General features: G+C 69.7%; 17 protein-coding genes and 1 tRNA gene. 4 read left to right on the forward strand and 14 right to left on the reverse strand.

What is annotated here, in order from left to right; genetic code table 11:
• Nucleotides 1-50: 50 nt before the first annotated feature.
• From LXM50_RS02265 to LXM50_RS02275, 3 genes are read left to right on the forward strand one after another with little or no spacing between them, the layout of a single operon-like run.
• Nucleotides 51-911 carry an ABC transporter substrate-binding protein gene (locus tag LXM50_RS02265; RefSeq protein WP_233309478.1) on the forward strand — a complete coding sequence of 287 codons (861 nt, stop codon included), beginning with the start codon at nucleotides 51-53 and terminating at the stop codon, nucleotides 909-911.
• On the forward strand, nucleotides 908-1,774 hold the full coding sequence (locus LXM50_RS02270) for an amino acid ABC transporter permease (RefSeq protein WP_233309479.1): 867 nt from the start codon (nucleotides 908-910) through the stop codon (nucleotides 1,772-1,774). Before LXM50_RS02265 ends, LXM50_RS02270 begins: the two co-directional genes overlap by 4 nt.
• Nucleotides 1,771-2,508, forward strand: coding sequence for an amino acid ABC transporter ATP-binding protein (locus LXM50_RS02275; RefSeq protein ID WP_233309480.1), 738 nt, complete (start codon nucleotides 1,771-1,773; stop codon nucleotides 2,506-2,508). The genes LXM50_RS02270 and LXM50_RS02275 overlap by 4 nt, the downstream gene beginning before the upstream one ends.
• Nucleotides 2,509-2,552: 44 nt before the next feature.
• On the opposite strand, the gene LXM50_RS02280 is transcribed toward LXM50_RS02275, so the two are convergent.
• The 4 genes from LXM50_RS02280 to polA all read right to left on the reverse strand — a co-directional run bounded on the left by LXM50_RS02280 (nucleotide 2,553) and on the right by polA (nucleotide 8,935).
• Entirely contained in the window at nucleotides 2,553-3,320 is a 768-nt protein-coding gene (locus tag LXM50_RS02280; RefSeq protein WP_233309481.1) for an SGNH/GDSL hydrolase family protein, read from the reverse strand.
• Between the two features lie 65 nt (nucleotides 3,321-3,385).
• Nucleotides 3,386-4,420: an LLM class flavin-dependent oxidoreductase gene (locus LXM50_RS02285; RefSeq protein WP_233309482.1), complete on the reverse strand. Its 1,035-nt coding sequence runs from the start codon at nucleotides 4,418-4,420 to the stop codon at nucleotides 3,386-3,388.
• Nucleotides 4,421-4,503: 83 nt separating this feature from the next.
• Complete coding sequence (locus LXM50_RS02290; protein WP_233309483.1) at nucleotides 4,504-6,189, reverse strand: DUF885 domain-containing protein; 1,686 nt, start codon at nucleotides 6,187-6,189, stop codon at nucleotides 4,504-4,506.
• A 94-nt stretch (nucleotides 6,190-6,283) separates the two neighbouring features.
• Nucleotides 6,284-8,935 (reverse strand): DNA polymerase I, encoded by a 2,652-nt coding sequence (gene polA / locus LXM50_RS02295; RefSeq protein WP_233309484.1) that lies wholly within the window; start codon nucleotides 8,933-8,935, stop codon nucleotides 6,284-6,286.
• 82 nt (nucleotides 8,936-9,017) lie between these two features.
• Here polA and LXM50_RS02300 point away from each other — a divergent pair, with 82 nt between their 5' ends.
• A complete protein-coding gene (locus LXM50_RS02300) occupies nucleotides 9,018-9,428 on the forward strand; it encodes a hotdog fold thioesterase (protein WP_233309553.1) in 411 nt (136 codons plus the stop codon).
• 4 nt (nucleotides 9,429-9,432) lie between these two features.
• On the opposite strand, the gene LXM50_RS02305 is transcribed toward LXM50_RS02300, so the two are convergent.
• The 10 genes from LXM50_RS02305 to trpC all read right to left on the reverse strand — a co-directional run bounded on the left by LXM50_RS02305 (nucleotide 9,433) and on the right by trpC (nucleotide 22,438).
• The gene (locus LXM50_RS02305) at nucleotides 9,433-9,984 is read right to left on the reverse strand and encodes a GNAT family N-acetyltransferase (RefSeq protein WP_233309485.1); all 552 of its coding nucleotides are present in this window, start codon (nucleotides 9,982-9,984) and stop codon (nucleotides 9,433-9,435) included.
• Nucleotides 9,985-9,987: 3 nt separating this feature from the next.
• Nucleotides 9,988-10,605 carry an ANTAR domain-containing response regulator gene (locus LXM50_RS02310; protein ID WP_045252013.1) on the reverse strand — a complete coding sequence of 206 codons (618 nt, stop codon included), beginning with the start codon at nucleotides 10,603-10,605 and terminating at the stop codon, nucleotides 9,988-9,990.
• A gap of 202 nt (nucleotides 10,606-10,807) precedes the next feature.
• Nucleotides 10,808-10,893: transfer RNA gene (locus LXM50_RS02315), tRNA-Leu, on the reverse strand.
• A 74-nt stretch (nucleotides 10,894-10,967) separates the two neighbouring features.
• Nucleotides 10,968-12,413 carry a pyruvate kinase gene (gene pyk / locus LXM50_RS02320; protein WP_233309486.1) on the reverse strand — a complete coding sequence of 482 codons (1,446 nt, stop codon included), beginning with the start codon at nucleotides 12,411-12,413 and terminating at the stop codon, nucleotides 10,968-10,970.
• Nucleotides 12,414-12,470: 57 nt separating this feature from the next.
• On the reverse strand, nucleotides 12,471-13,934 hold the full coding sequence (locus tag LXM50_RS02325) for a glutamate synthase subunit beta (RefSeq protein ID WP_233309487.1): 1,464 nt from the start codon (nucleotides 13,932-13,934) through the stop codon (nucleotides 12,471-12,473).
• Nucleotides 13,927-18,444 carry a glutamate synthase large subunit gene (gltB, locus tag LXM50_RS02330; protein ID WP_233309555.1) on the reverse strand — a complete coding sequence of 1,506 codons (4,518 nt, stop codon included), beginning with the start codon at nucleotides 18,442-18,444 and terminating at the stop codon, nucleotides 13,927-13,929. Before gltB ends, LXM50_RS02325 begins: the two co-directional genes overlap by 8 nt.
• Before the next feature lie 169 nt (nucleotides 18,445-18,613).
• On the reverse strand, nucleotides 18,614-19,627 hold the full coding sequence (gene lgt, locus LXM50_RS02335) for a prolipoprotein diacylglyceryl transferase (RefSeq protein ID WP_233309488.1): 1,014 nt from the start codon (nucleotides 19,625-19,627) through the stop codon (nucleotides 18,614-18,616).
• Nucleotides 19,628-19,656: 29 nt separating this feature from the next.
• On the reverse strand, nucleotides 19,657-20,445 hold the full coding sequence (gene trpA, locus LXM50_RS02340; RefSeq protein WP_233309489.1) for a tryptophan synthase subunit alpha: 789 nt from the start codon (nucleotides 20,443-20,445) through the stop codon (nucleotides 19,657-19,659).
• On the reverse strand, nucleotides 20,442-21,665 hold the full coding sequence (gene trpB / locus LXM50_RS02345; protein WP_233309490.1) for a tryptophan synthase subunit beta: 1,224 nt from the start codon (nucleotides 21,663-21,665) through the stop codon (nucleotides 20,442-20,444). Before trpB ends, trpA begins: the two co-directional genes overlap by 4 nt.
• A complete protein-coding gene (gene trpC, locus LXM50_RS02350; protein ID WP_233309557.1) occupies nucleotides 21,662-22,438 on the reverse strand; it encodes an indole-3-glycerol phosphate synthase TrpC in 777 nt (258 codons plus the stop codon). Before trpC ends, trpB begins: the two co-directional genes overlap by 4 nt.
• Between the last annotated feature and the right edge of the window lies 1 nt (nucleotide 22,439).

The following is a 22,439-nucleotide window of genomic DNA, read 5'->3' on the forward strand; positions in this document are numbered from 1 at the left end:
CGCCCGCAGTCCTACCCGTCCGCCCCCGCACCCGCATCTCAGGAGTCCCCGTGTCCCTCGCACCCGCTCTTCGCCGCGTCGCGCTCGTCTCGACGCTCGCAGCCGCCGCGCTCTCCCTTGCCGCCTGCAGCGGCTCTGCCGCGTCCGCGCCGTCGGCCGACGCCGACGCCACCGGGGCTGCCCTGCAGACCGTCACCGCAGGCAAGCTGACGATCGCCACCGGTGACCCCGACTACGAGCCGTGGTTCGTCGACAACGACCCTGCGAACGGCAAGGGCTTCGAGGGCGCCGTCGCCCACGCCGTGGCCGCCGAGCTGGGCTTCTCCGACAAGCAGATCGTCTGGACGCGCACCGGCTTCGACGCCGCGATCGCCCCCGGCCCCAAGGACTGGGATCTCAACATCCAGCAGTTCTCGATCTCCGACGACCGCAAGAAGGCTGTCGACTTCTCCTCGTCCTACTACACGACCACGCAGGCCGTGGTCGCTGCGAAGGGCACGCCCGCCGCCACGGCCACCAGCATCGCCGACCTCAAGAAGGCCAAGGTCGGCGTCGCCACGGGCACGACGAGCTACACCGTCGCAAAGTCGCAGCTCGGCACCGGCGATCTCAGCGTCTTCAACTCGGTCGACGACGTCGTCCAGGCGCTCAAGGGGGGCCAGATCGACGCGATGATCACCGATCTGCCCGGCGCGTTCTACGTGACCGGCGCGCAGCTCGAGAACGCCAGCGTGATCGGTCAGTTCGCCGACGACAAGGGCGGCGACCAGTTCGCCTTCGTGCTTCCGAAGAACTCCGCGCTCACCCCGGCCGTCACGAAGGCCGTCGACGCGCTGCAGAAGAAGGGCACGATCGCCGAGCTGCAGAAGAAGTGGCTCAGCGAGGCCGTGAACGTCCCCGTTCTGAAGTGACCGCTCCCCTCGTCGACGCGGCGTGGCAGCCGAGCCCCCTCGAGCTGTCCCGCCGCGCACAGCGCCGCCGGGCGACCACGCGCTCCGTCCTGATCGCGCTGCTGAGCAGCCTCGTGCTGGCGGCTGTGCTCATCGTGCTCATCGCGAACACTCCGGGCTGGAAGGTCGTCCGCGAGACCTTCTTCGATCCGAAGGTGGCGCTCGCGAGCGTCGGGCCGATCTTCCAGGGGCTGCTGCTCAACATCCTCGTGCTCGTGATCGCCGCCGTCTGCGTGGCGCTGCTCGGCACGCTTCTCGCCGTGCTGCGGTCGCTGCGGGGCCCGGTGTTCTTCCCGCTGCGGCTGCTTGCGGCGGCCTACACCGACTTCTTCCGCGGCGTGCCCCTGCTGATCGTGCTCTACCTGGTGGGCTTCGGGATCCCCGCGCTCATGATCTTCCCGCGGATGCCAGCGATGTTCTGGGGAACGATCGCCCTCGTGATCAGCTACTCGGCATACGTGGCCGAAGTGCTCCGCGCGGGGATGGAGGCCGTGCACCCGTCTCAGCGGGTGGCGGCCCGGTCGCTGGGTCTCACGCACGGGCAGACCCTGCGCATCGTCGTGATTCCGCAGGGCGTGCGCAAGGTCGTGCCCGCACTCATGAACGACTTCGTGTCGATGCAGAAGGATGTCGGCCTCATCTCGGTCCTCGGCGCCATCGACGCGGTCCGTGCCGCGCAGTTGCAGGTCGCCGAGACCTTCAACTTCACGCCGTACATCGTCGCCGGGCTCTTCTTCGTGATCCTGAGCTGGCCGATGATCCGGCTCACGGACGTCGTCACGGCGCGTCTCAACAAGCGCGAGCAGGCCGGAGGCATCGTATGACCGCTCCTGTGATCGAAGCGCTCGGAGTGCGCAAGCGCTTCGGCGACCACGACGTGCTGCGCGGCATCGACCTCGCGGTCGACCCGCACGAGGTCGTCGTCCTCATCGGCGCGTCCGGATCCGGAAAGTCCACGCTCCTCCGCACGATGAACCTCATCGAGCGCGTCGATGACGGGCAGATCCTGCTCTCGGGAACCGACATCACGGATCCGCGGATCGATGCGGACGCGATTCGGGCACGGATCGGGGTCGTGTTCCAGCACTTCAACCTGTTCCCGCACCTCACCGTGCTCGACAACGTCACTCTCGCAGCCCGGCGCGTGCACCGCATGCCGAAGGCGGAGGCGAGCCGGCGCGGCAGGGAACTGCTGACGGCGCTCGGCCTCGGAGACAAGGCCGACGCCTACCCCGATCGGCTCTCCGGTGGACAGCAGCAGCGCGTCGCGATCGTGCGGGCGATCCTCACGGATCCCGAGCTGCTGCTCCTCGACGAGATCACGAGTGCCCTCGACCCGCAGCTCGTCGGCGAGGTGCTCGATCTCGTCCGGGAGCTCAAGGGGCGCGGCACCACGATCCTCATGGCCACGCACGAGATGTCCTTCGCGCGCGACGTCGCCGATCGGGTCGTCTTCCTCAAGGACGGCGTGCTCGTGGAGCAGGGACCGCCCCAGCAGATCTTCGACGCGCCGCAGCACGCGGCGACGGCGGAGTTCCTCGCCCGCGTCTCGCGCTGACGACGCCGCGCGGGTTCGAGCGCGCCGACCCGGGGGCGGTGCGCTCAGCGCTCCGAAGAGGGGCGGATCTCGGTCCAGTCGGCGAACTTGGGCAGACGTCCGTCGCCGGAGGACCGGCGCGTCACCCGGCGACGGATCCATGGCCCCACGTGCCGTCGGTAGTACGCGGCGGTGCTCAACGGCTCCTCCTCCGGAACGTCCTGCGCATGCCACCACTCCCCCGGAGCGTCGACGCCGACGGCATCCAGGACCCGGGCGGCGACGCGATGATGTCCGTTCGCGTTCATGTGGAGCCGGTCCTCCGCCCAGTACTCCGGCCCGCTCAGCTCGCGGTCTGGCCAGTTCAGCGCCTGGAGCACATCCGGTCGATCCTGGATCCTGCGCAGCACCGCGGCGGACAGCTCGTCGCCGCGCCGCTGGATGAGCGAGGTCAGCGGCAGCTGCGCCGACGGGTTGGCGCCGGACAGCACGATGAGGGTGGCTCCGGCCTCGTCGCAACGCCGGAGCACGCGTGTGAACGCGTCGGCGATGTGCTCGATGTCGGCTCTCGGGCGCAGCATGTCATTGCCGCCCGCGTTGAACGAGAGGTGCGTCGGCTTCAAGGCGAGGGCCGGTTCGAGCTGCTCCTCGACGACCGGCCAGGCGAGGCGCCCACGGATCGCGAGGTTGGCGTACGCGATCGGCTCTCCGATCGCGTCGGCCCACCCGAGCGCCGCGAGATCGGCCCATCCCCGGACGGTGCCGTCGGGAAGCTCATCACCGACGCCCTCGCTGAAGGAGTCTCCGATGGCGACGAATCGAACAGCGCTCATCCATCCAGCCTACGACGACGGGGTCGGTCGGACGCGCGTCCGACCGACCCCGTCACCGTGCGACGTCAGTCGTCCGCGAGCAGTTTCCGCACGCGTGGGATCACCTCGGTGCCGTAGAGCTCGATGCTGCGCATGAGGGCCTGGTGCGGGGTGGTGCCGGTGGCGTACTTGAGGTCGAATCGGCCGAGACCGAGGGTGCGCACGGTGTCGGCGATCTTGGCGGCGACCCGCTCCGGGGAGCCGGCGTAGACGGCGCCCTCCGGGCCCACCTCGTTCTGGAACTGGGCACGGCTGTAGCCCGTACCCCAGCCCCGTTCGGCGCCGATCGTGTTGCGCATGGTCTCGAACCCCGGGTAGGCGGTGGACCAGGCCTCGTCGTCGGTGTCGGCGATGTGTCCCGGCGAGTGCACGGCCACAGGCAGCGCCGGGTTGCCGAACGCATCGACCGAGCGGTGGTACAGGTCGACGAAGGGACGGAAACGAGCCGCCGGTCCTCCGATGATCGCGAGCATGAGCCCGAGGCCGTGGCGTGCGACCCGCACAACCGACTCGGGAGATCCCCCGACGCCCACCCAGGTGCGCATGCCCTTGGCCGTCTTCGGGAAGACGTCCGCGTTCTCGAGCGGCGGGCGGACCGTGCCCTGCCAGTTCACAGGCTGCTCCTTGAGCAGCTCGACGAACAGCTCGAGCTTCTCCTCGAAGAGCCTGTCGTAGTCGCGCAGATCGAAGCCGAACAGCGGGAACGACTCGGTGAAGGATCCTCGGCCCAGCACCACTTCGGCGCGGCCGTCGGAGAGCGCGTCGAGCGTCGCGAAGCGCTCGTAGACGCGCACGGGGTCGTCCGAGCTCAGCACCGTGACGGCGGTGCCCAGACGGAGCCGCTCCGTGCGCGAGCCGATCGCCGCCAGCACCATCTCCGGGCTCGACACCGCGAAGTCCCGACGGTGATGCTCCCCCACGCCGAAGAAGTCGACGCCGACCTGATCGGCCAGAGCCGCCTGCTCCACGATGTTGCGGATGGTCTGCGCGCCGCTGAGGGTGTTCCCCTCCTCGTCGACCGTGATGTCGCCGAACGTGTCCAGTCCGAATTCGATCTCCATGCCGAGCTCCTTTCTATTCACTTGAATAAAGGAGGAAGGGGCCGCGGGCATTCCCGCGACCCCTTCCTCACGCTGCAGACCGTTCAGCCGACCTGGAACACGCTGCGCAGCGTGTCGAGCCCGACCCCGCCCATGTCGAGGGCCCGCTTGTGGAACGCCTTGATGTCGAAGGCGTCGCCCTCGCGCTCCTTGACCGCGTCGCGCACCTGCTCCCAGATGCGCTGGCCGACCTTGTAGGACGGCGCCTGCCCCGGCCAGCCGAGGTAGCGGTTCACCTCGAACTGGCGGAACTCGTCGGACATGTTCACGTTGCGGCGCATCATGTCGAGCGCGTAGTCGTGGTCCCAGACGCCCTCGCCATCCAGGCGCGGCTTGCCGAGGTGCACGCCGATGTCGAGCACCACGCGCAGCGCGCGCATGCGCTGCCCGTCCAGCATGCCGAGCCGGTCGGCGGGGTCGTCGAGATAGCCGAGCTGCTCCATGAGGCGCTCGGCGTAGAGCGCCCAGCCCTCCGCGTGACCGGAGGTGCCGGCGAGCACGCGACGCCAGGTGTTCAGCTCTGCCCGGTTGTACGTGGCCTGGGCGATCTGCAGGTGGTGCCCGGGAACGCCCTCGTGGTACACGGTCGTCAGCTCGCGCCAGGTGTCGAACTCCGTCACGCCCTCCGGCACCGACCACCACATGCGCCCGGGGCGGGAGAAGTCATCGGTCGGGCCGGTGTAGTAGATCCCGCCCTCCTGCGTCGGTGCGATCATGCACTCGAGTTCGCGGATCTGCTCCGGGATGTCGAAGTGCGAGGCGCCGAGCTCGGCGATCGCCCGGTCGCTGGTCTCCTGCATCCAGCGCTGCAAGGCGTCGGTGCCGACGAGCTTGCGCGCGGAGTCGGCCTCCAGGTGGGCGACGGCCTCCTCGACGGTGGATCCGGGGAGGATCTCATTCGCGATCGCGGTCTGCTCGGCCACCATGCGGGCGAGCTCTTCGCGACCCCACTCGTAGGTCTCGTCGATGTCGATCGTCGCGCCGAGGAAGCGGCGAGAGGCCAGGGCGTACAGCTCGCGCCCCACTGCGTCCTGCTCCCCGGCGACGGGTGCGAGCTCGGCGCTGAGGAACGTGCGCAGGCCGTCATAGGCGACGCGGGCGGCCGCGGACCGATCGGCGAGGTCGCGGGCGAGGCTTGCGGGCAGCTGCCCTTCGTCGGTCGAGGCGTCGGCGACGAACGCGGCGAAGAAGCCGTCGTCCGCGGTGTACCGCGCGATCTGCGTGGCGACTTCGACGACCTGACGCCGGGCGGGCACGACGCCGTTCGCGATGCCTTCACGAAGCGTCTCGACATACCCGTCCAGCGCGGCCGGGATCGCGCCGAGGCGCTCGGCGATGACGCTCCAGTCATCGGCGGTCGCGGTGGGCATGAGGTCGAAGGCCTGGCGGACGTCCTGAGCGGCGGAGGCGATGACGTTCAGGTCGCGCAAGTGCCACTGGGCGTCGTGCTGCTCGATCGAGAGACGAAGCTCGGCGGAGAGATCCGTCTTGGTGACCCGGTCGATCTCGTCGACGGGCTCCTGCGCGTCGAGCTCGGCCAGAACCCGGCGCGTCTCGGCGATCGCATGCTCGTGCCCTGCCGGGCTGAAGTCGTCGAGGCGTCCGTTGACCTCGTTGCGGCCGATGTAGGTGCCGAGGATGGGCGAGAGCTCGGTCAGGGTGTCGACCCAGCCCTCCGCGATCTGATCGATGGTGGACGGCCTGCGCGTCGTGGGCTGCTCTGCGGTCATCCCTTGAGCCTATCCACGGAACGGGCTCCGCTCCACGGAACGACGCGGCCTGAGGGCCCGCGTCGTGGAGAGGCTCCCGTTCCGCGGCGTTGCGTCAGTGCGCGGCTTCGTTCCAGTCGCCGCCGCGACCGACCTGCACGTCCAGAGGCACGGAGAGGTCCGCCGCGCCGCCCATGCGCTCGCGCACGATGCGCTCGGTGGCGTCCCATTCGCCGGGCGCCACCTCGACGACGAGTTCGTCGTGGATCTGCAGCAGCACCCGCGAGGCGAGGCCGGCCTCGAGCAGGTCGGCGTGGATGCGGAACAGCGCGACCTTCATGATGTCTGCCGCACTGCCCTGGATCGGAGCGTTGAGCGCGGCGCGTTCGGCGTTCTCACGGAGCACACGGTTCGGGCTGACGAGATCGGGGAACGGTCGCCGTCGCCCGAAGATCGTCTCGGTGTAACCGACCTCCTTCGCGGCCAGCACCGAGGCGCGCAGGTAGTCGCGGACGGCGCCGAAGCGGGCGAAGTACTCCATCATGAGCTGCTTCGCCTCGGACTGCTCGATGCGCAGCTGCTTGGACAGGCCGAAGGCGCTGAGGCCGTACACCAGACCGTAGGACATGGCCTTGACCTTCGTGCGCATGGCCGGCGTGACCTCTGCGGGATCCACGCCGAACACGCGCGCACCCACGAAACGGTGCAGGTCCTCGCCCGAGTTGAAGGCCTCGATGAGGCCCTCGTCGCCGGACAGGTGCGCCATGATGCGCATCTCGATCTGGGAGTAGTCCGCGGTCAGGAGCGTCTCGTAGCCCTCGCCGACCTGGAACGCGCTGCGGATCCGCCGTGACTCCTCGGTGCGCACCGGGATGTTCTGCAGGTTGGGGTCGGTGCTGCTGAGGCGCCCGGTCTGGCTGCCGGTCTGCACGTAGGTCGTGTGGATGCGGTGATCATCGCGGACCGCCCCGCCCTTGCCGATCGCGCTGTCGAGCGACTCGATGATCTGCCGGAGCTTCGTGGCCTCGCGGTGCTGCAGCAGCAGGTCGAGGAACGGATGCGGGTTGCTCTCCTGCAGATCGGCGAGCACGGCGGCGTCGGTCGAGTATCCGGTCTTGGTCTTGCGCGTCTTCGGCAGCTCCAGCTGCTCGAACAGCACCTCCTGCAGCTGCTTGGGCGAACCGAGATTCACCTCGCGGTCGATGATCGCGAAGGACTCCTCGGCGATGCGGGCCGCGCGATCCCCCAGCTCCTGCGAGAAGCCGGAGAGGATCTCGTGCGAGACCGCGACGCCCGCGAGCTCCATGTCGGCGAGCGTGATGAGGGTCGGCAGCTCGATCTCGCGGAGCACTCGGTCGACGCTTTCCGGCACGTCCGCGCGGAGGGCGGTGGCGACGCGCGCGGTGAACCAGGCGAGCTGTGCGGGTGAGGCCCCCTCGGTCTCCGGCACCAGCTGGCTCGGATCCGCCTCGGGCAGCTTCTCGCCCAGGTAGCGGTCGACGAGGTCGGCGAGCGTCTTGTCGGGGTAGCTGGGGCGCAGCAGCCAGCCAGCGAGGTTCGTGTCGTAGGACAGTCCGCCTACGCGCACGCCTGCGGTGTGCAGCGCCTTCACCTGCGGCTTCGCGTCGTGGAAGATCTTCGCCGCATCGGAGGAGAGCCAATCGGCAAGGGCGTCCTGCACCGGCGACGACCAGGAGAGCTCCACGAGATCATCGCCGTGCGCGAGCCCGACCCGCTGCGGCAGGCCGGCGGACGTGGTCACCGTGACCGCGACCTCGCCGGTGGCCGTGGCGAGCCACGCGGCGACGCCTTCGGCGGAGAGCTCGGCGGCACCCGGCACGGCGACGCCGGCAGCGGCCTCCTCCGCGGGCGCATCCTCGCCGACCGCCTCGAAGACGCGGGGCAGCAGGGTGCGGAACTCCAGACGCGCGAAGATGTCGCGCACCGCTTGCGCGTCGATCGGACGCGTCTCGAGATCGGCGGGCCCGACGGGGAGCTCGACGTCCTGAAGCAGACGGTTCAACCGGCGGTTGCGGCGCACGTCCTCGATGTGCTCGCGCAGGTTGCCGCCCACCACGCCCTTGATCTCGCCCGCGCGCTCGAGCAGCTCATCGAGCGACCCGAACTGCGTGAGCCACTTGACGGCGGTCTTCTCGCCGACCTTGGGCACGCCGGGCAGGTTGTCGCTCGTCTCACCCACGAGCGCGGCGATGTCCGGGTACTGCTCCGGGCGCACGCCGTAGCGCTCCTGCACGGCGATCGGGTCGTAGCGCTTGAGCTGCGACACGCCCTGCACGTTGGGATAGAGCAGCGTGACCTCGTCGTTCACGAGCTGAATGGTGTCGCGATCGCCCGAGACGACGAGGACGTCGAAGCCCTGGGCCGATCCCTGCGCGGCGAGCGTCGCGAGGATGTCGTCGGCCTCGATGCCCTCCTTCGTGAGCACCGGGATCGACATCGCCGCGAGGCAGTCCTGGAGCAGCGGGATCTGCCCGCGGAACTCCGACGGTGTCTCCGAGCGGGTCGCCTTGTACTCCGGGTACTCGTCGGTGCGGAACGAGTGCCTCGACGTGTCGAAGGCGATCGCCATGTGCGTGGGACGCTCCGCCTTGATGAGGTTCACCAGCATCGACAGGAAGCCGTAGATGGCGTTCGTGTGCTGGTTGTCCTTGGTGGTGAAGTTCTCCACCGGAAGGGCGAAGAACGCCCGGTATGCGAGCGAATGGCCGTCGACGACCATGAGGGTAGGCTTTGCGGAGTCCGTCACGACTTCAGCCTAACGACCCCTGCGGACATCGAAATCGAGGAGGATCCGCGTGAGCGATCAGGCCGAGGCGAGCACCACTCGGATGAGCACCGGACTGGACTGGGCCACGGAGCGGGGCATGGGCGCGCTGGCCGAGAAGATGGGCCTGAGCTGGGTCGAGTTCTCGGTGGACCGGTGCGTCGCCACGATGCCCGTCGAGGGCAACACGCAGCCCGTCGGGCTCATGCACGGCGGCGCCTACGTGGTGCTCGGCGAATCCCTGGGATCGATGGCCGCGAACCTGCACGCCGGCCCCGGGCGACTCGCCGTGGGCGTCGACATCAACGCCACGCACACCCGTTCGGCCACCACCGGCATGGTCACGGGCGTCTGCACGCCGGTGCACCTGGGCCGCAGCATCACCGTGCACGAGATCGTCGTGAGCGACGATCAGGGCCGGCGCTGCTCCACGATCCGGATCACGAACATGATCAAGGACCTTCCCGGCGCCTGATCGCTCAGGGTCTGCGATCCGGAGCGTCTTCCAGGATCCGCTGGAACAGCAGGTGGTCCTGCCACTCGCCTGCGATGCGCAGGTAGCGGGGTGCACGGCCGATCTCGGTGAACCCGGTCGCCCGCAGCACTCGCTGCGAGGCCTCGTTGTGCACGAGCGTGGCCGCCTGCACCCGGTGCAGTCCGAGGTCGTCGCGGGCGAGCGCGCAGACCGCGGAGACCGCGCCGCGCATGACGCCGCGGCCCGTCAGATCCTTGTCGACCCAATAGCCCAAGTGCGCGCTCCAGAACGCGCCGCGCACGATGTCGCTGAGGTTCACCCGTCCCACGATGCGACGGCGACCGTCTTCGAGCACATAGGCGGCGCTGCGCCCGTCGGCCACGCCGCGCAGGGATTCTCGGACGAACTCGTCCTGGCGCGCCGCGCTGAAGAACTCTTCCGAACGGAGCGGCTCCCACCGGGCGAGATGCTCGCGGTTGCGGGTGTACGCCGCGGCGAGTTGCGCGCCGTCGCCGTCGAGAAGCGGGCGGAGCAGGATCCCGTGCCCGAGATCCACGCTCTATTTCTTGGGGGCGAGCTGCTCGATGATGGCCTTCGCCACGTCCTGCATGGTCAGGCGACGGTCCATCGACGCCTTCTGGATCCAGCGGAACGCCTCGGGCTCGCTGAGGCCCATCTTCTCGTTCAGCAGGCCCTTTGCCCGGTCGACGAGCTTGCGGGTCTCGAAGCGCTCGACCATGTCGGCGACCTCGGCCTCGAGCGTGATGATCTGCTCGTGGCGGGCCAGGGCGATCTCGATCGCCGGGAGGAGGTCGTTCGGCGTGAACGGCTTGACGACGTAGGCCAGGGCGCCGGCCTCGCTCGCTCGCTCGACGAGCTCCTTCTGGCTGAACGCGGTGAGCAGCACGACTGGGGCGATGTTGCCCTTGTGCAGCTTCTCCGCGGCGCTGATGCCGTCAAGCTGCGGCATCTTCACATCCATGATGACCAGGTCGGGGCGCAGCTCCGTGGCCAGCTGGACCGCGGTCTCTCCGTCTCCGGCCTCGCCGACGACGTCGAAGCCGTTGTCGCGGAGGATCTCGACGATGTCGAGGCGGATCAGCGACTCGTCCTCGGCGACGACCACGCGTCGCGGAGCGGACGAGGCGGGCTGCTCAGGCTGCTGCTCTTCAGTCACGGATCCATCCTACTGGACGGGAGTTTCGGTTCTTGTGAACCCCTGGTGCCGGCGGTGGGACTCGAGTCCCACCGGGCCTTCTCCGTACGTCGCATACGCGACGCACGGAGCCTCCGGCCGGTGGGGCCCTGGGGCTCGAGGTGCCCCACACCGAACCAGATGGGCGTCGCGGAACGGCCTCGCGGCCGCCCCGCGACGCCCATGGTGCCGGCGGTGGGACTCGAACCCACACACCCTTTCGGATAGAGCATTTTGAGTGCTCCGCGTCTGCCATTCCGCCACGCCGGCCCGGATCGACTGTAGCGCACCCGCGGATGCGCCGAGGGCCGGTCCCCGTGGGAACCGGCCCTCGTGCGATGCGGCTACTTGACCTGGTAGGCCGGCGCCGCGCCGTGAACGGTGTCTCCGACGCGATGGATGCGCAGGTCGTTCGTCGAACCGACGATCCCGGGAGGGGATCCGGAGATGACCACGACCTTGTCGCCCACTTCGGCCAGGCCGGATCCGAGCAGGTGCTCGTCCACCTGGTGGAACATCATGTCGGTGTGCGGCACGAAGTTCACGAGGCTCGTGCGCACGCCCCACGTGACGGCCAGGCGACGTCGGATCGCCGGGTCCGGCGTGTACGCGAGCATCGGGATGCGCGAGCGGAGCCGGGACAGGCGGCGGGCCGAGTCGCCCGACTGCGTGAAGACGCACAGGAACTTGGCCTCGACGAACTCGGCGACCTCGAGGGCGGCGAGCGTGATGGCCCCGCCCTGCGTGCGCGGCTTCGTCGTCAGCGGATGGATCCGCTCGAGGCCGTGGTCCTCGGTGGACTCGATGATGCGCGCCATGGTCTCCACGACGATGATGGGGAACTCCCCCACGCTCGTCTCACCGGAGAGCATGACCGCGTCGGCGCCGTCGAGGACGGCGTTGGCGACGTCGGAGGTCTCGGCGCGCGTCGGAACCGGGCTGGAGATCATCGACTCGAGCATCTGCGTCGCGACGATGACCGGCTTCGCCATGCGACGAGCGAGCTCGACGGCCTGCTTCTGCACGATCGGCACGGCCTCCAGGGGCAGCTCGACCCCGAGGTCGCCGCGGGCGACCATGATGCCGTCGAACGCGTCGACGATGCTCTCGAGGTTGTCGACGGCCTGCGGCTTCTCGATCTTCGCGATGACGGGGATCTTCACGCCCTCTTCGGCCATGATCTCGTGCACGCGAGTGACGTCGGTCGCATCGCGGACGAACGACAGCGCGATGAGGTCGGCGCCGATGCGCAGACCCCAGCGCAGGTCGTCCTCGTCCTTCTCGCTCAGCGCGGGGACGCTGACGGCCACGCCCGGCAGGTTGATGCCCTTGTTGTTGGACACGGCGCCGGCGACCACGACGCGCGTGGTGACGACGGTCCCGTCGGTCTCCACGACCTCGACGCGGACCTTGCCATCGTCGATGAGGAGGAAGTCGCCGGGCTTGACGTCCTGCGGGAGGCCCTTGAAGGTGGTGCCGCAGATCTCCTTGTTGCCGAGGATGTCCTCGGTCGTGATCTTGAAGATGTCGCCGACCGCGAGCTCGTAGGGGCCGGCCTCGAACTTGCCGAGACGGATCTTCGGACCCTGCAGGTCGACGAGGACGGCGACCGCCCGCCCGGAGTCCTCCGCAGCGCGGCGCACGTTGGCGTAGTTGTTCTCGTGCACGGAGTAGTCCCCGTGGCTGAGGTTCAGTCGGGCGACGTCGACGCCCGCATCGATGAGGGCCCGCACCGTCTCATACGTCGAGGTTGCGGGGCCGAGTGTGGCCACGATCTTGGCACGTCTCAATGCGTTCTCCGATAAGTGTCAGGGGGATGGAATAGGGGCCACGCTGCCGGGCCCAGCCTACGCGGGCTGGACCCCGATCGCGACATCCGACGGGCGGACGGGAGCGGGCAGCACCGTCTGACCCATCAGGTGCCGGTCCACGGCGGCGGCCGCGGCGCGGCCTTCCGCGATGGCCCACACGATCAGCGACTGACCGCGCCCGGCATCGCCGGCCACGAACACGCCCGGGATGGTCGATGCGTAGTCCTCGTCGCGGCGGAACGCGCCACGATCGGTGCGCTGCGGCCCGTCGTCGCCGTACGCCTCGTACTCCGGGCCGGTGAAGCCCATCGCGATGAGCACCAGGTCAGCGGGGATCTCCCGCTCGCTGCCGCTCTTCGGCACCCGCCGCCCGTCCACGAACTCGGTCTCGGCGACGCGCAGCGCCCGCACCTCACCCGCCTCGTTGCCGAGGAACTCGACCGTGGAGGCCAGGTACTGCCGCTCTCCGCCCTCCTCGTGCGCCGAGGAGACCTCGAACACGGTGGGCATCATCGGCCAGGGCTGGTGCTCCGGGCGTCCGGACGACGGCTGCCGGCCGATCGCGAGGTTGGTCACGCTGAGCGCACCCTGCCGGTGCGCGGTGCCGATGCAGTCGGCGCCGGTGTCGCCGCCGCCGATGACGATGACGTGCTTGCCCTCGGCGCTGATCTGGTTCGCCACCGGATCTCCGGCGACGGCCTTGTTCGACTCGACGAGGTACTCCATCGCGAAGTGCACGCCGTCCAGATCCCGGCCGGGGATCGCGAGCTCGCGCGGGAGCGTGGCTCCGGTCGCGATCACCACGGCGTCGTACCGGGCACGCAGATCGGCCCAGCTGATGTCGGTGCCGATGTTGACGCCGGCGCGGAAGCGGGTGCCCTCCTCCGACATCTGCCGCAGGCGCGCGTCGAGGTGCGACTTCTCCATCTTGAAGTCCGGGATGCCATAGCGCAGCAGCCCGCCGATGCGGTCGTCGCGCTCGAACACGGCCACGGTGTGCCCTGCGCGCGTGAGCTGCTGGGCGGCGGCGAGCCCGGCGGGGCCGGATCCGACGACCGCGACGGTCTTGCCGGTGAGGCGTGCCGGTGGCTGCGCCTCGACCCAGCCCGACGCGAACGCCTCGTCGATGATCGAGACCTCGATCTGCTTGATCGTGACCGCCGGCTGGTTGATGCCGAGCACGCATGCGCTCTCGCACGGCGCGGGGCACAGCCGCCCGGTGAACTCCGGGAAGTTGTTCGTCGCGTGCAGGCGATCGATCGCCGCACGGCCCTCGCCGCGCCAGGTGAGGTCGTTCCACTCCGGGATGAGGTTGCCCAGCGGGCATCCCTGGTGGCAGAACGGCACTCCGCAGTCCATGCAGCGCCCGGCCTGGCGGCGGAGCACGGCCGAATCACCCGGCTCGTACACCTCCTTCCAGTCCATGATGCGGACGGGGACGGGCCGGCGTGCGGGGAGCTCGCGCTCCGTGACGGTCAGGAAGCCCTTGGGATCAGCCACCGGTCACCTCCAGGATGCGGGTCCAGACGATGGAGCCGTCGGGGTCGATCCCCTCGGCCTCGGCCTCTGCCCTGGTGCGCAGCACGGCTGCGTAATCCCGGGGCAGGATCTTCGTGAAGGATGCGGCGAAGTCGTCGTCCGCAAGGATCTCCGCGGCCAGCGGGGATCCGGTGCGCTCCACATGCTGCGCCAGCAGCTCGCGGAGCTCCTGCGCGTCCACCTCGTCGAGCGGGAGGAGCTCCAGCTCGCCCGAACCCAGCGACAGCGGGTTCACGCGCTCGGTGTGCAGCTCGCGCACGTACGCGATGCCGCCGGACATGCCGGCCCCGAGATTGCGCCCGGTGCTGCCGAGGATCACGGCGACGCCGCCCGTCATGTACTCGAGCGCGTGGTCGCCCACGCCCTCGGCGACGGCGGTCGCCCCGGAGTTGCGGACCAGGAAGCGTTCGCCGACCACGCCGGAGATGTGGATCGTGCCGCTCGTCGCGCCGTAGCCGATCACATTGCCGGCGATCACGTTGCGATGCGGCGCGAACGTCGCGTCCCGATGCGGCCGGATGGCGATCTCGCCGCCGGAGAGACCCTTGCCGACGTAGTCGTTGGCGTCGCCCTCCAGCGCGATCGAGATGCCGCGCGGCAGGAACGCTCCGAGCGACTGCCCCGCGGTGCCGTGCAGCGAGATGCCGATGGTGCCGGCGGGCAGGCCCTCTCCCCCGTGCCGCACGGTGACCTCGTGGCCGAGCATGGTGCCCACGGCGCGCTCGGTGTTGCGGATCGGCAAGTCGAACGAGACCGGCGTGCCCTCGGCGATCGCCTCGCGTGCCGCCTCGAGCAGCGGCGCGTCGAAGTGCTTCTCCAACTCGTGGTCCTGCGTGCGGGCGCTGCGACGGGGCTCCCCTGCGGGGAACGCCGGGCCCTCGAGCACCGGCGCGAGGTCGAGACCGTCGGCCTTCCAGTGCTTGATCGCCGCGTCCATGCGCAGCAGGTCCGCCCGTCCCACGATCTCCTCGAGGCTGCGGAAGCCGAGCGCGGCGAGGTGCTCGCGCACCTCCTCCGCGATGAACTCCATGAAGTTCACGACGAACTCGGGCTTGCCGGTGAACCGCTCGCGCAGCACCGGGTTCTGCGTGGCGACGCCGACCGGGCAGGTGTCCAGGTGGCAGACGCGCATCATGATGCAGCCGCTCACCACGAGAGGCGCCGTGGCGAAGCCGAACTCCTCCGCACCCAGCAGCGCGCCGATGATCACGTCGCGACCGGTCTTCAGCTGGCCGTCGACCTGCACCACGACGCGGTCGCGCATGCCGTTGAGCATGAGCGTCTGCTGCGTCTCGGCGAGCCCGAGCTCCCACGGGGTACCCGCGTGCTTGAGCGAGTTCAGCGGGCTCGCGCCCGTGCCGCCGTCGTGTCCGGAGACCAGGATGACATCGCTCAGCGCCTTGGCGACGCCGGCCGCGACCGCGCCGATGCCCGACTGGCTGACCAGCTTGGTGTGGATGCGGGCGTCGGGGTTGGCGCGCTTCAGATCGAAGATGAGCTGCTTGAGATCCTCGATCGAGTAGATGTCGTGATGCGGCGGCGGAGAGATGAGTCCCACACCGGGGGTCGCGTGCCGGGTGCGCGCGATCCAGGGGTAGACCTTCTGCGGCGGCAGCTGACCGCCCTCACCGGGCTTGGCGCCCTGGGCGAGCTTGATCTGGATGTCATCGGCCTCGGTGAGGTACTGGCTGGTCACGCCGAACCGGCCGGACGCGACCTGCTTGATCGCGCTGCGCCGCTCCGGGTCGACCAGGCGATCCGGATCCTCGCCGCCCTCGCCGGTGTTCGACTTCGCGCCGAGCCGGTTCATAGCGATCGCGAGCGTCTCGTGCGCCTCCTGGGAGATGGACCCGTAGCTCATCGCGCCCGTGGAGAACCGCTTGACGATCGAGGACACCGACTCGACCTCGTCGATCGGCACCGGCGGACGCTCGCCCGTGCGCAGCTCGAACAGCCCGCGCAGCGTCTTGAGCTCCTTGGCCTGATCGTCCACCAGCTGCGTGTACTCGCGGAAGACGTCGTACCGGCGGGTGCGGGTCGAGTGCTGCAGACGGAACACGGTCTGCGGGTTGAACAGGTGCGGGGACCCGTCCCGGCGCCACTGGTACTCGCCACCGGTCCAGAGCCGCTCGTGCGCACGCGCGGCGGCGTCCTCGGGGTAGGCGAAGTCGTGGCGCGCCTGGTTCTCGGCGAAGACGTCCTCGATGCCGATACCGCCGAGCTTGGTCTCGGTGCCGGTGAAGTAGGCGTCCACGAGCTCCTGGCTGAGGCCGACCGCCTCGAACACCTGCGCGCCGGCATAGGAGCCGACCGTGGAGATGCCCATCTTGGACATGATCTTCAGCACGCCCTTGCCGAGCGCGTAGATGAGGTTGCGGACGGCCTTCTCCGGCGTGATGCCGGTGATGTATCCGGTGCGCACGAGGTGCTCCACCGTCTCCATCGCGAGGTACGGGTTCACCGCGGACGCGCCGTAGCCGATCAGCGTCGCGACGTGGTGCACCTCACGCACGTCTCCGGCCTCGACGATCAGGCCGACCTTCATCCGGTCCTCGCGGCGGATGAGGTGGTGGTGCACGGCCGACAGCATCAGCAGGGACGGGATCGGGACGAGGTCCTTGTTCGAGTCGCGATCACTGAGGATGATCAGCTCGGCGCCGTCCTCGATCGCGGTGTCGACCTCGGCGCACATCTCCTCGAGACGCTGCGCGAGCGCATGCGGGCCCAGATCGAAGTGATAGAGCCCCTTGATCGTCGCGCTGGAGCGCTCGGGACGGGCGCGGTCGATGTGGCGGAGCTTGGCGAGCTCGTCGTTGTCGATGACGGGGAAGTCCAGCACGATCGTGCGCGCGTGGTCGGGTCCCCACTCCAGCAGGTTGCGCTCCGGACCGAGACCGAGCGAGAGGTTGGTGACGACCTCCTCGCGGATCGCGTCGAGCGGCGGGTTGGTGACCTGCGCGAACTGCTGCACGAAGTAGTCGAAGAGCAGCCGCGGCCGCTCCGAGAGCACCGCGATCGGCGCGTCGCTCCCCATGGCGCCGAGCGGCTCGGCGCCGGTCTGCCCCATCGGGGTGAGCAGGATCCGCACCTCCTCCTCGGTGTAGCCGAAGGTGCGCTGACGCCGGGTGATCGACGCCACCGGGTGCACGATGTGCTCGCGCTCGGGGAGGTCGGCGAGGCGCACGCGCCCCTCGTCGAGCCACTCCTGCCACGGGTGCAGGGCAGCGAGGTCGCGCTTGACCTCCTCGTCCTCCACGATGCGGCGCTGCGCGGTGTCGACGACGAACATCGTGCCGGGCTGCAGTCGGCCGCGGCGCTTGATGCGTTCGGGCTCGAACTCGAGGACGCCGGTCTCGCTGCCGATCACGACGAGCCCGTCGGTCGTCTCGGTCCAGCGCCCGGGGCGCAGTCCGTTGCGGTCGAGCGTGGCGCCCACGACGGTGCCGTCGGTGAAGATGAGGGCGGCGGGGCCGTCCCACGGCTCCATCTGGTTCGCGTGGTACTCGTAGAACGCGCGCAGATCCGGGTCCAGGTCCGTCTGGCGCTCCCAGGCGGCCGGCACCATCATCATCACGGAATGCGGCAGGCTGCGGCCGGTGAGCGTGAGCAGCTCGAGCACCTCGTCGAAGGAGGCGGAGTCGCTCGCACCTTCGGTGCAGATCGGCAGCAGCGGACGGATGTCGCCGAGCAGCTCGGACTCGAGCTGCGACTGACGTGCCCGCATCCAGTTGCGGTTGCCGCCGACGGTGTTGATCTCACCGTTGTGCGCGAGCATGCGCAGCGGCTGCGCCAGCGGCCACGACGGGAACGTGTTGGTCGAGTAGCGGGAGTGCACCACCGCCAGCTCGGAGGCGAAGCGCTCGTCCTGCAGGTCGGGGTAGAACGGCTCCAGCTGCAGGGTCGTGACCATGCCCTTGTAGCCGAGGGTGCGCGCCGACAGCGAGACGAAGTAGGCGCCGAGCTCGTGGCCGGCTCGCTTGCGCAGCCGGTAGGCGACCCGATCCAGCGCGATGCCCGAGAGGGCCTCGGCGCCGCTGGACGCGGGGCGCGAGACGAAGAGCTGCTCGAACGCGGGGCGGGCCTCATCGGCCAGCTTGCCGAGGTGCTGGTTCGCGGTGGGCACCTCGCGCCAGCCGAGCACGGTGAGCCCCTCGGCACGGGCGATCTTCTCGATCCCGGCCTTCTGCTCCCGGCGGGACCGCGAATCGAGCGGGAGGAAGGCGAGCCCGGCGGCGTACTCGCCCACCGGGGGAAGCTCGAAGGAGGTGACCGCGCGCAGGAACGCGTCCGGCATCTGCGTCAGGATCCCGGCTCCGTCGCCGGTTCCCGCGTCGGATCCGATGGCCCCGCGGTGCTCCAGGTTGCGCAGCGCCTCGAGGGCGAGCGCGATGATGTCGTGGCCCGGCTCCCCGCGGAGCGTCGCGACCATGGCCAGGCCGCAGGCGTCCTTCTCGAACGCGGGGTTGTACATCCCCTGCTTCGGGGGGTAGGCGCCGGAAGCGCCGTAGGGAGGCTGGAAGTACACCAGTCACCGTCCTCAGATTTCTGATGAACCCGGGGACATCATCGGCCCGCTCGTTCAGTGCGTGATTCCCGGTGGACGTGCGTCCACCGCAGCGAGGCTCCTGTCGGTGCCGTTCTCAGGGGCGGGAGACGGCGCTCGTGGCGTCCGCCTCCGCGCGATTCTCGTCGGACTGAGGCTCGCTCAGGTCGACGAAATCATCGGGGTTTTGCGATTCTACCCCAGCGGCGCTCGGCTCCCGACCCGGCTGGTACGGCGAGGGCTCGAAGCCGGGGTGGCGGCGGGTCTGCACGAAGAGGATCACGATGCCCAGCACCACGCCGAAGAGGGCGGCCCAGACGTTCGTGCGCAGGCCGAAGTAGATCTCGCTCGGATCGATGCGGATCGACTCCCAGACCATGCGTCCTGCGCCGTACCAGATCAGGTACACCGCGAACAGCTTGCCCCACTGCAGGCGCAGCTTGTGGCCGAGCCAGAGCAGGAACAGGCAGCCCAGGGTGTTCCAGATGACCTCGTACAGGAACGTGGGATGGAACAGGGTTCCCGGAGCGAGTCCCGCAGGGAAGGCCGCGTTGGTGGACTCGATCTCCAGACCCCACGGGAGGTCGGTGGGCAGGCCGAACAGCTCGTGGTTGAACCAGTTGCCGAAGCGTCCGAACGCCTGCGCGAGGATGAGGCCGGGGGCGAGGGCGTCCGCGAACGCGGAGAAGCGCACGCCGGTCCACTTGCAGCCGAGCCAGGCGCCGATCGCGCCGCCGATGAGGGCGCCGAAGATGGCGATGCCGCCCTCCCAGATCGCCCAGACCGAGCCGGGCTCGAAGGGGTTCCAGGTGTTCTTGCCCGGTCCGAAGTAGAAGCCCGGGTGCGTCAGCACGTGGAAGATCCGCGCGCCGATGATCGCCAGGGGCACGGCGATGATGCAGATGTCCACGACGACCCAGCGCTCCGCACCGCGCTGGGTGAGCCGGTGGTTGGTGAGCAGCGTGGCCGCGATGATGCCGGCGATGATGCACAGCGCGTAGAAGTGGATCTGCAGCGTCCACCCGAAGATGTTCAGCGTGAAGTAGCTGACCGGCGGGCTCGGGATGCTGGCGTGCACGCCGATGAGGGCGTTCTGGAGCGCGAAGGGCATGATCACGAGTCTACGTCGTCAGGGCGCCGTCACCGTGCGAGCGCGGTGCCCGTGGCGAGTTCGCGGGTCACCTCGGCGAGGCGCGCCACTCCCCCGTCCCGCAGAGCCCGCACGAGCGCCGTGCCGACGATCGCGCCGTCGGCGTACTCCAGCACGCCCGCGATCTGCGCGGCGGTCGAGATCCCGATGCCGACGCAGGCGCGGCCGGCGCCGTGCTCGCGGAGTCGGCCGACGAGCGTGCGTGCGGCCTTGTCGAGCTCGGCGCGCTCCCCGGTGATGCCCATGGTCGAGACCGTGTACACGAATCCCGTGGAACTGGAGGAGACCAGGTCCAGCCGCGCGTCCGTGGACGTCGGCGCGGCGAGGAAGACACGGTCCAGACCAGTGCGCTCGCTCGCCGCGATCCACTCGGGTGCGGCCTCCGGCGTGATGTCGGGCGTGATCAGCCCGGCGCCGCCCGCGGCGAGCAGGTCGTCGGCGTAGCGGTCGACGCCGTACTGCAGCACGGGGTTCCAGTAGGTCATCACGACGACCGGAGCGTCCACGGCGTCGGTGATGGCCTTGACCGCGGTGAACAGGTCGCGCATCCGGAAGCCGTTCGCAAGCGCCGCCTGCGTCGCCTCCTGGATGATCGCGCCGTCCATGACGGGATCGCTGTAGGGCGGGCCCAGCTCGATGATGTCCACACCGTTCTGCGCGAGCGCGATCGCGGCGTCGATGCTGGTCTGCAGATCCGGGTAGCCGACCGGCAGGTAGCCGATGAAGGCCCCTCGGCCGTCGTCCTGCGCGCGCTGGATGGCTTCTTCGACGCGGCTCATGCGCCGGCTCCGTTCTCGGCGGCGCCCTCGTCGTACAGTCCGAAGTAGCGGGCGGCGGTGTCCATGTCCTTGTCGCCGCGGCCGGAGAGACAGACCGCCAGGATCGCGTCGGGGCCGAGCTCGGTGCCGATCCGGATGGCTCCGGCGAGGGCATGGGCCGACTCGATCGCGGGGATGATGCCCTCGGTGCGGCTCAGCAGGCGCAGGGCCTGCATGGCCTCGTCGTCGGTCGCGGGGATGTACTCGGCGCGGCCGATGGCGGCGAGCCAGGAGTGCTCCGGGCCGACCCCGGGATAGTCGAGCCCGGCCGAGATCGAGTGCGACTCGATGGTCTGCCCGTCCTCGTCCTGCAGGACGTAAGTGCGGGCGCCGTGCAGCACGCCGGGACGCCCGCGTTCGATAGACGCCGCGTGCTTGGGGGTGTCGACGCCGTCGCCGGCCGCCTCCACGCCGTAGAGCCGAACCGTCTCGTCGTCCAGGAACGCGTCGAACATGCCGATCGCGTTGGATCCGCCGCCCACGCATGCCAGCACCGCGTCCGGCAGGCGCCCGGCCTCGTCGAGCAGCTGCTGACGCGCTTCCTCGCTGATGATCTTCTGGAAGTCGCGCACCATCGCAGGGAACGGGTGCGGGCCCGCCGCCGTGCCGAAGATGTAGTTGGTGGTCTCAACGGTGGCGACCCAGTCCCGATAGGCATCGTTGATCGCGTCCTTGAGCGTGCGCGATCCGGTGGTGACCGGCACGACCTCCGCACCGAGCAGACGCATCCGGGCGACGTTGAGCGCCTGACGTTCGGTGTCGACCTCGCCCATGTAGATCGTGCAGTCCAGGCCGAACAGCGCGGCCGCGGTCGCCGTGGCGACGCCGTGCTGGCCGGCGCCCGTCTCGGCGATCACCCGGGTCTTGCCCAGTCGCTTGGTCAGCAGTGCCTGACCCAGCACGTTGTTGATCTTGTGGGATCCGGTGTGGTTCAGGTCCTCGCGCTTGAGGAAGATCCGCGCGCCGCCGGCGTGCTCGGCGAACCGTGGCACCTCGGTGATCGGCGACGGACGCCCGGCGTAGGAGTGCAGCAGCGTCGCGAGCTCGGACTGGAACGCCGGATCAGCGATCGCCTCGTGGTACGCGACGGTGAGCTCATCGATCGCGGCGATGAGCGATTCGGGCATGAAACGTCCGCCGAAGTCGCCGAAGAACGGCCCGGGCTGGTCGCGCAGACTCATGATCCGGCCTCCAGGAAGGAATGCAGGGTGGCGACGGGGTCGCCGGTGACGAGTGCTTCGCCGATGAGCACGGCGTCGGCGCCCGCGCCGCGGTAGTGCGCGACGTCGGCGGGCGTGAGCACGGCGGACTCGGCGATCTTCACGGACGTCGACGGGATCCGCTCGGCCAGCCGGCCGAACAGGTCGCGATCCAGCTCGAGGGTCTTCAGGTCGCGGGCGTTCACTCCGATGAGGTGCGCGCCCAGATCGATCGCGACCTCGAGCTCCTCGGCCGAGTGCGTCTCGACGAGGGGGGTCATGCCCAGCTCGAGGATGAGCGCGTACAGCCGCTCCAGGTTCGCCCTGTCCAGGCCGGCCACGATGAGCAGCGCGAGGGACGCGCCCGCGGCACGCGCCTCGAACACCTGGTACGGCGTGGCGATGAAGTCCTTGCGCAGCACGGGCACCTGCACGGCCGCGGTCACGGCCTCGAGGTCGGCGAGGCTGCCGCCGAAGCGGCGCTCCTCCGTGAGGACGCTGATCGCGGATGCGCCTCCCTGCTGGTACAGGGACGCCTGCAGGGCCGGATCCGGGATCTCGGCGAGGGCTCCGCGCGACGGGCTCGCCCGCTTCACCTCGGCGATGATCTTCACCCGCTCGGCGGGCGCCAGTGCGGCGCGCGCATCGAGGGCGGGGGCACGATCGAGTGCGGCACGCTCCACGATCGCCAGCGGACGCTCCCGCTCGCGACGGGCGGCGTCCTCGACTGCGCCGGCCGTGAGGTCGGCGAGCACC

Origin of the sequence: Microbacterium sp. Au-Mic1, assembly GCF_021341785.1 — a bacterium.
Taxonomy (GTDB): Bacteria; Actinomycetota; Actinomycetes; order Actinomycetales; family Microbacteriaceae; genus Microbacterium.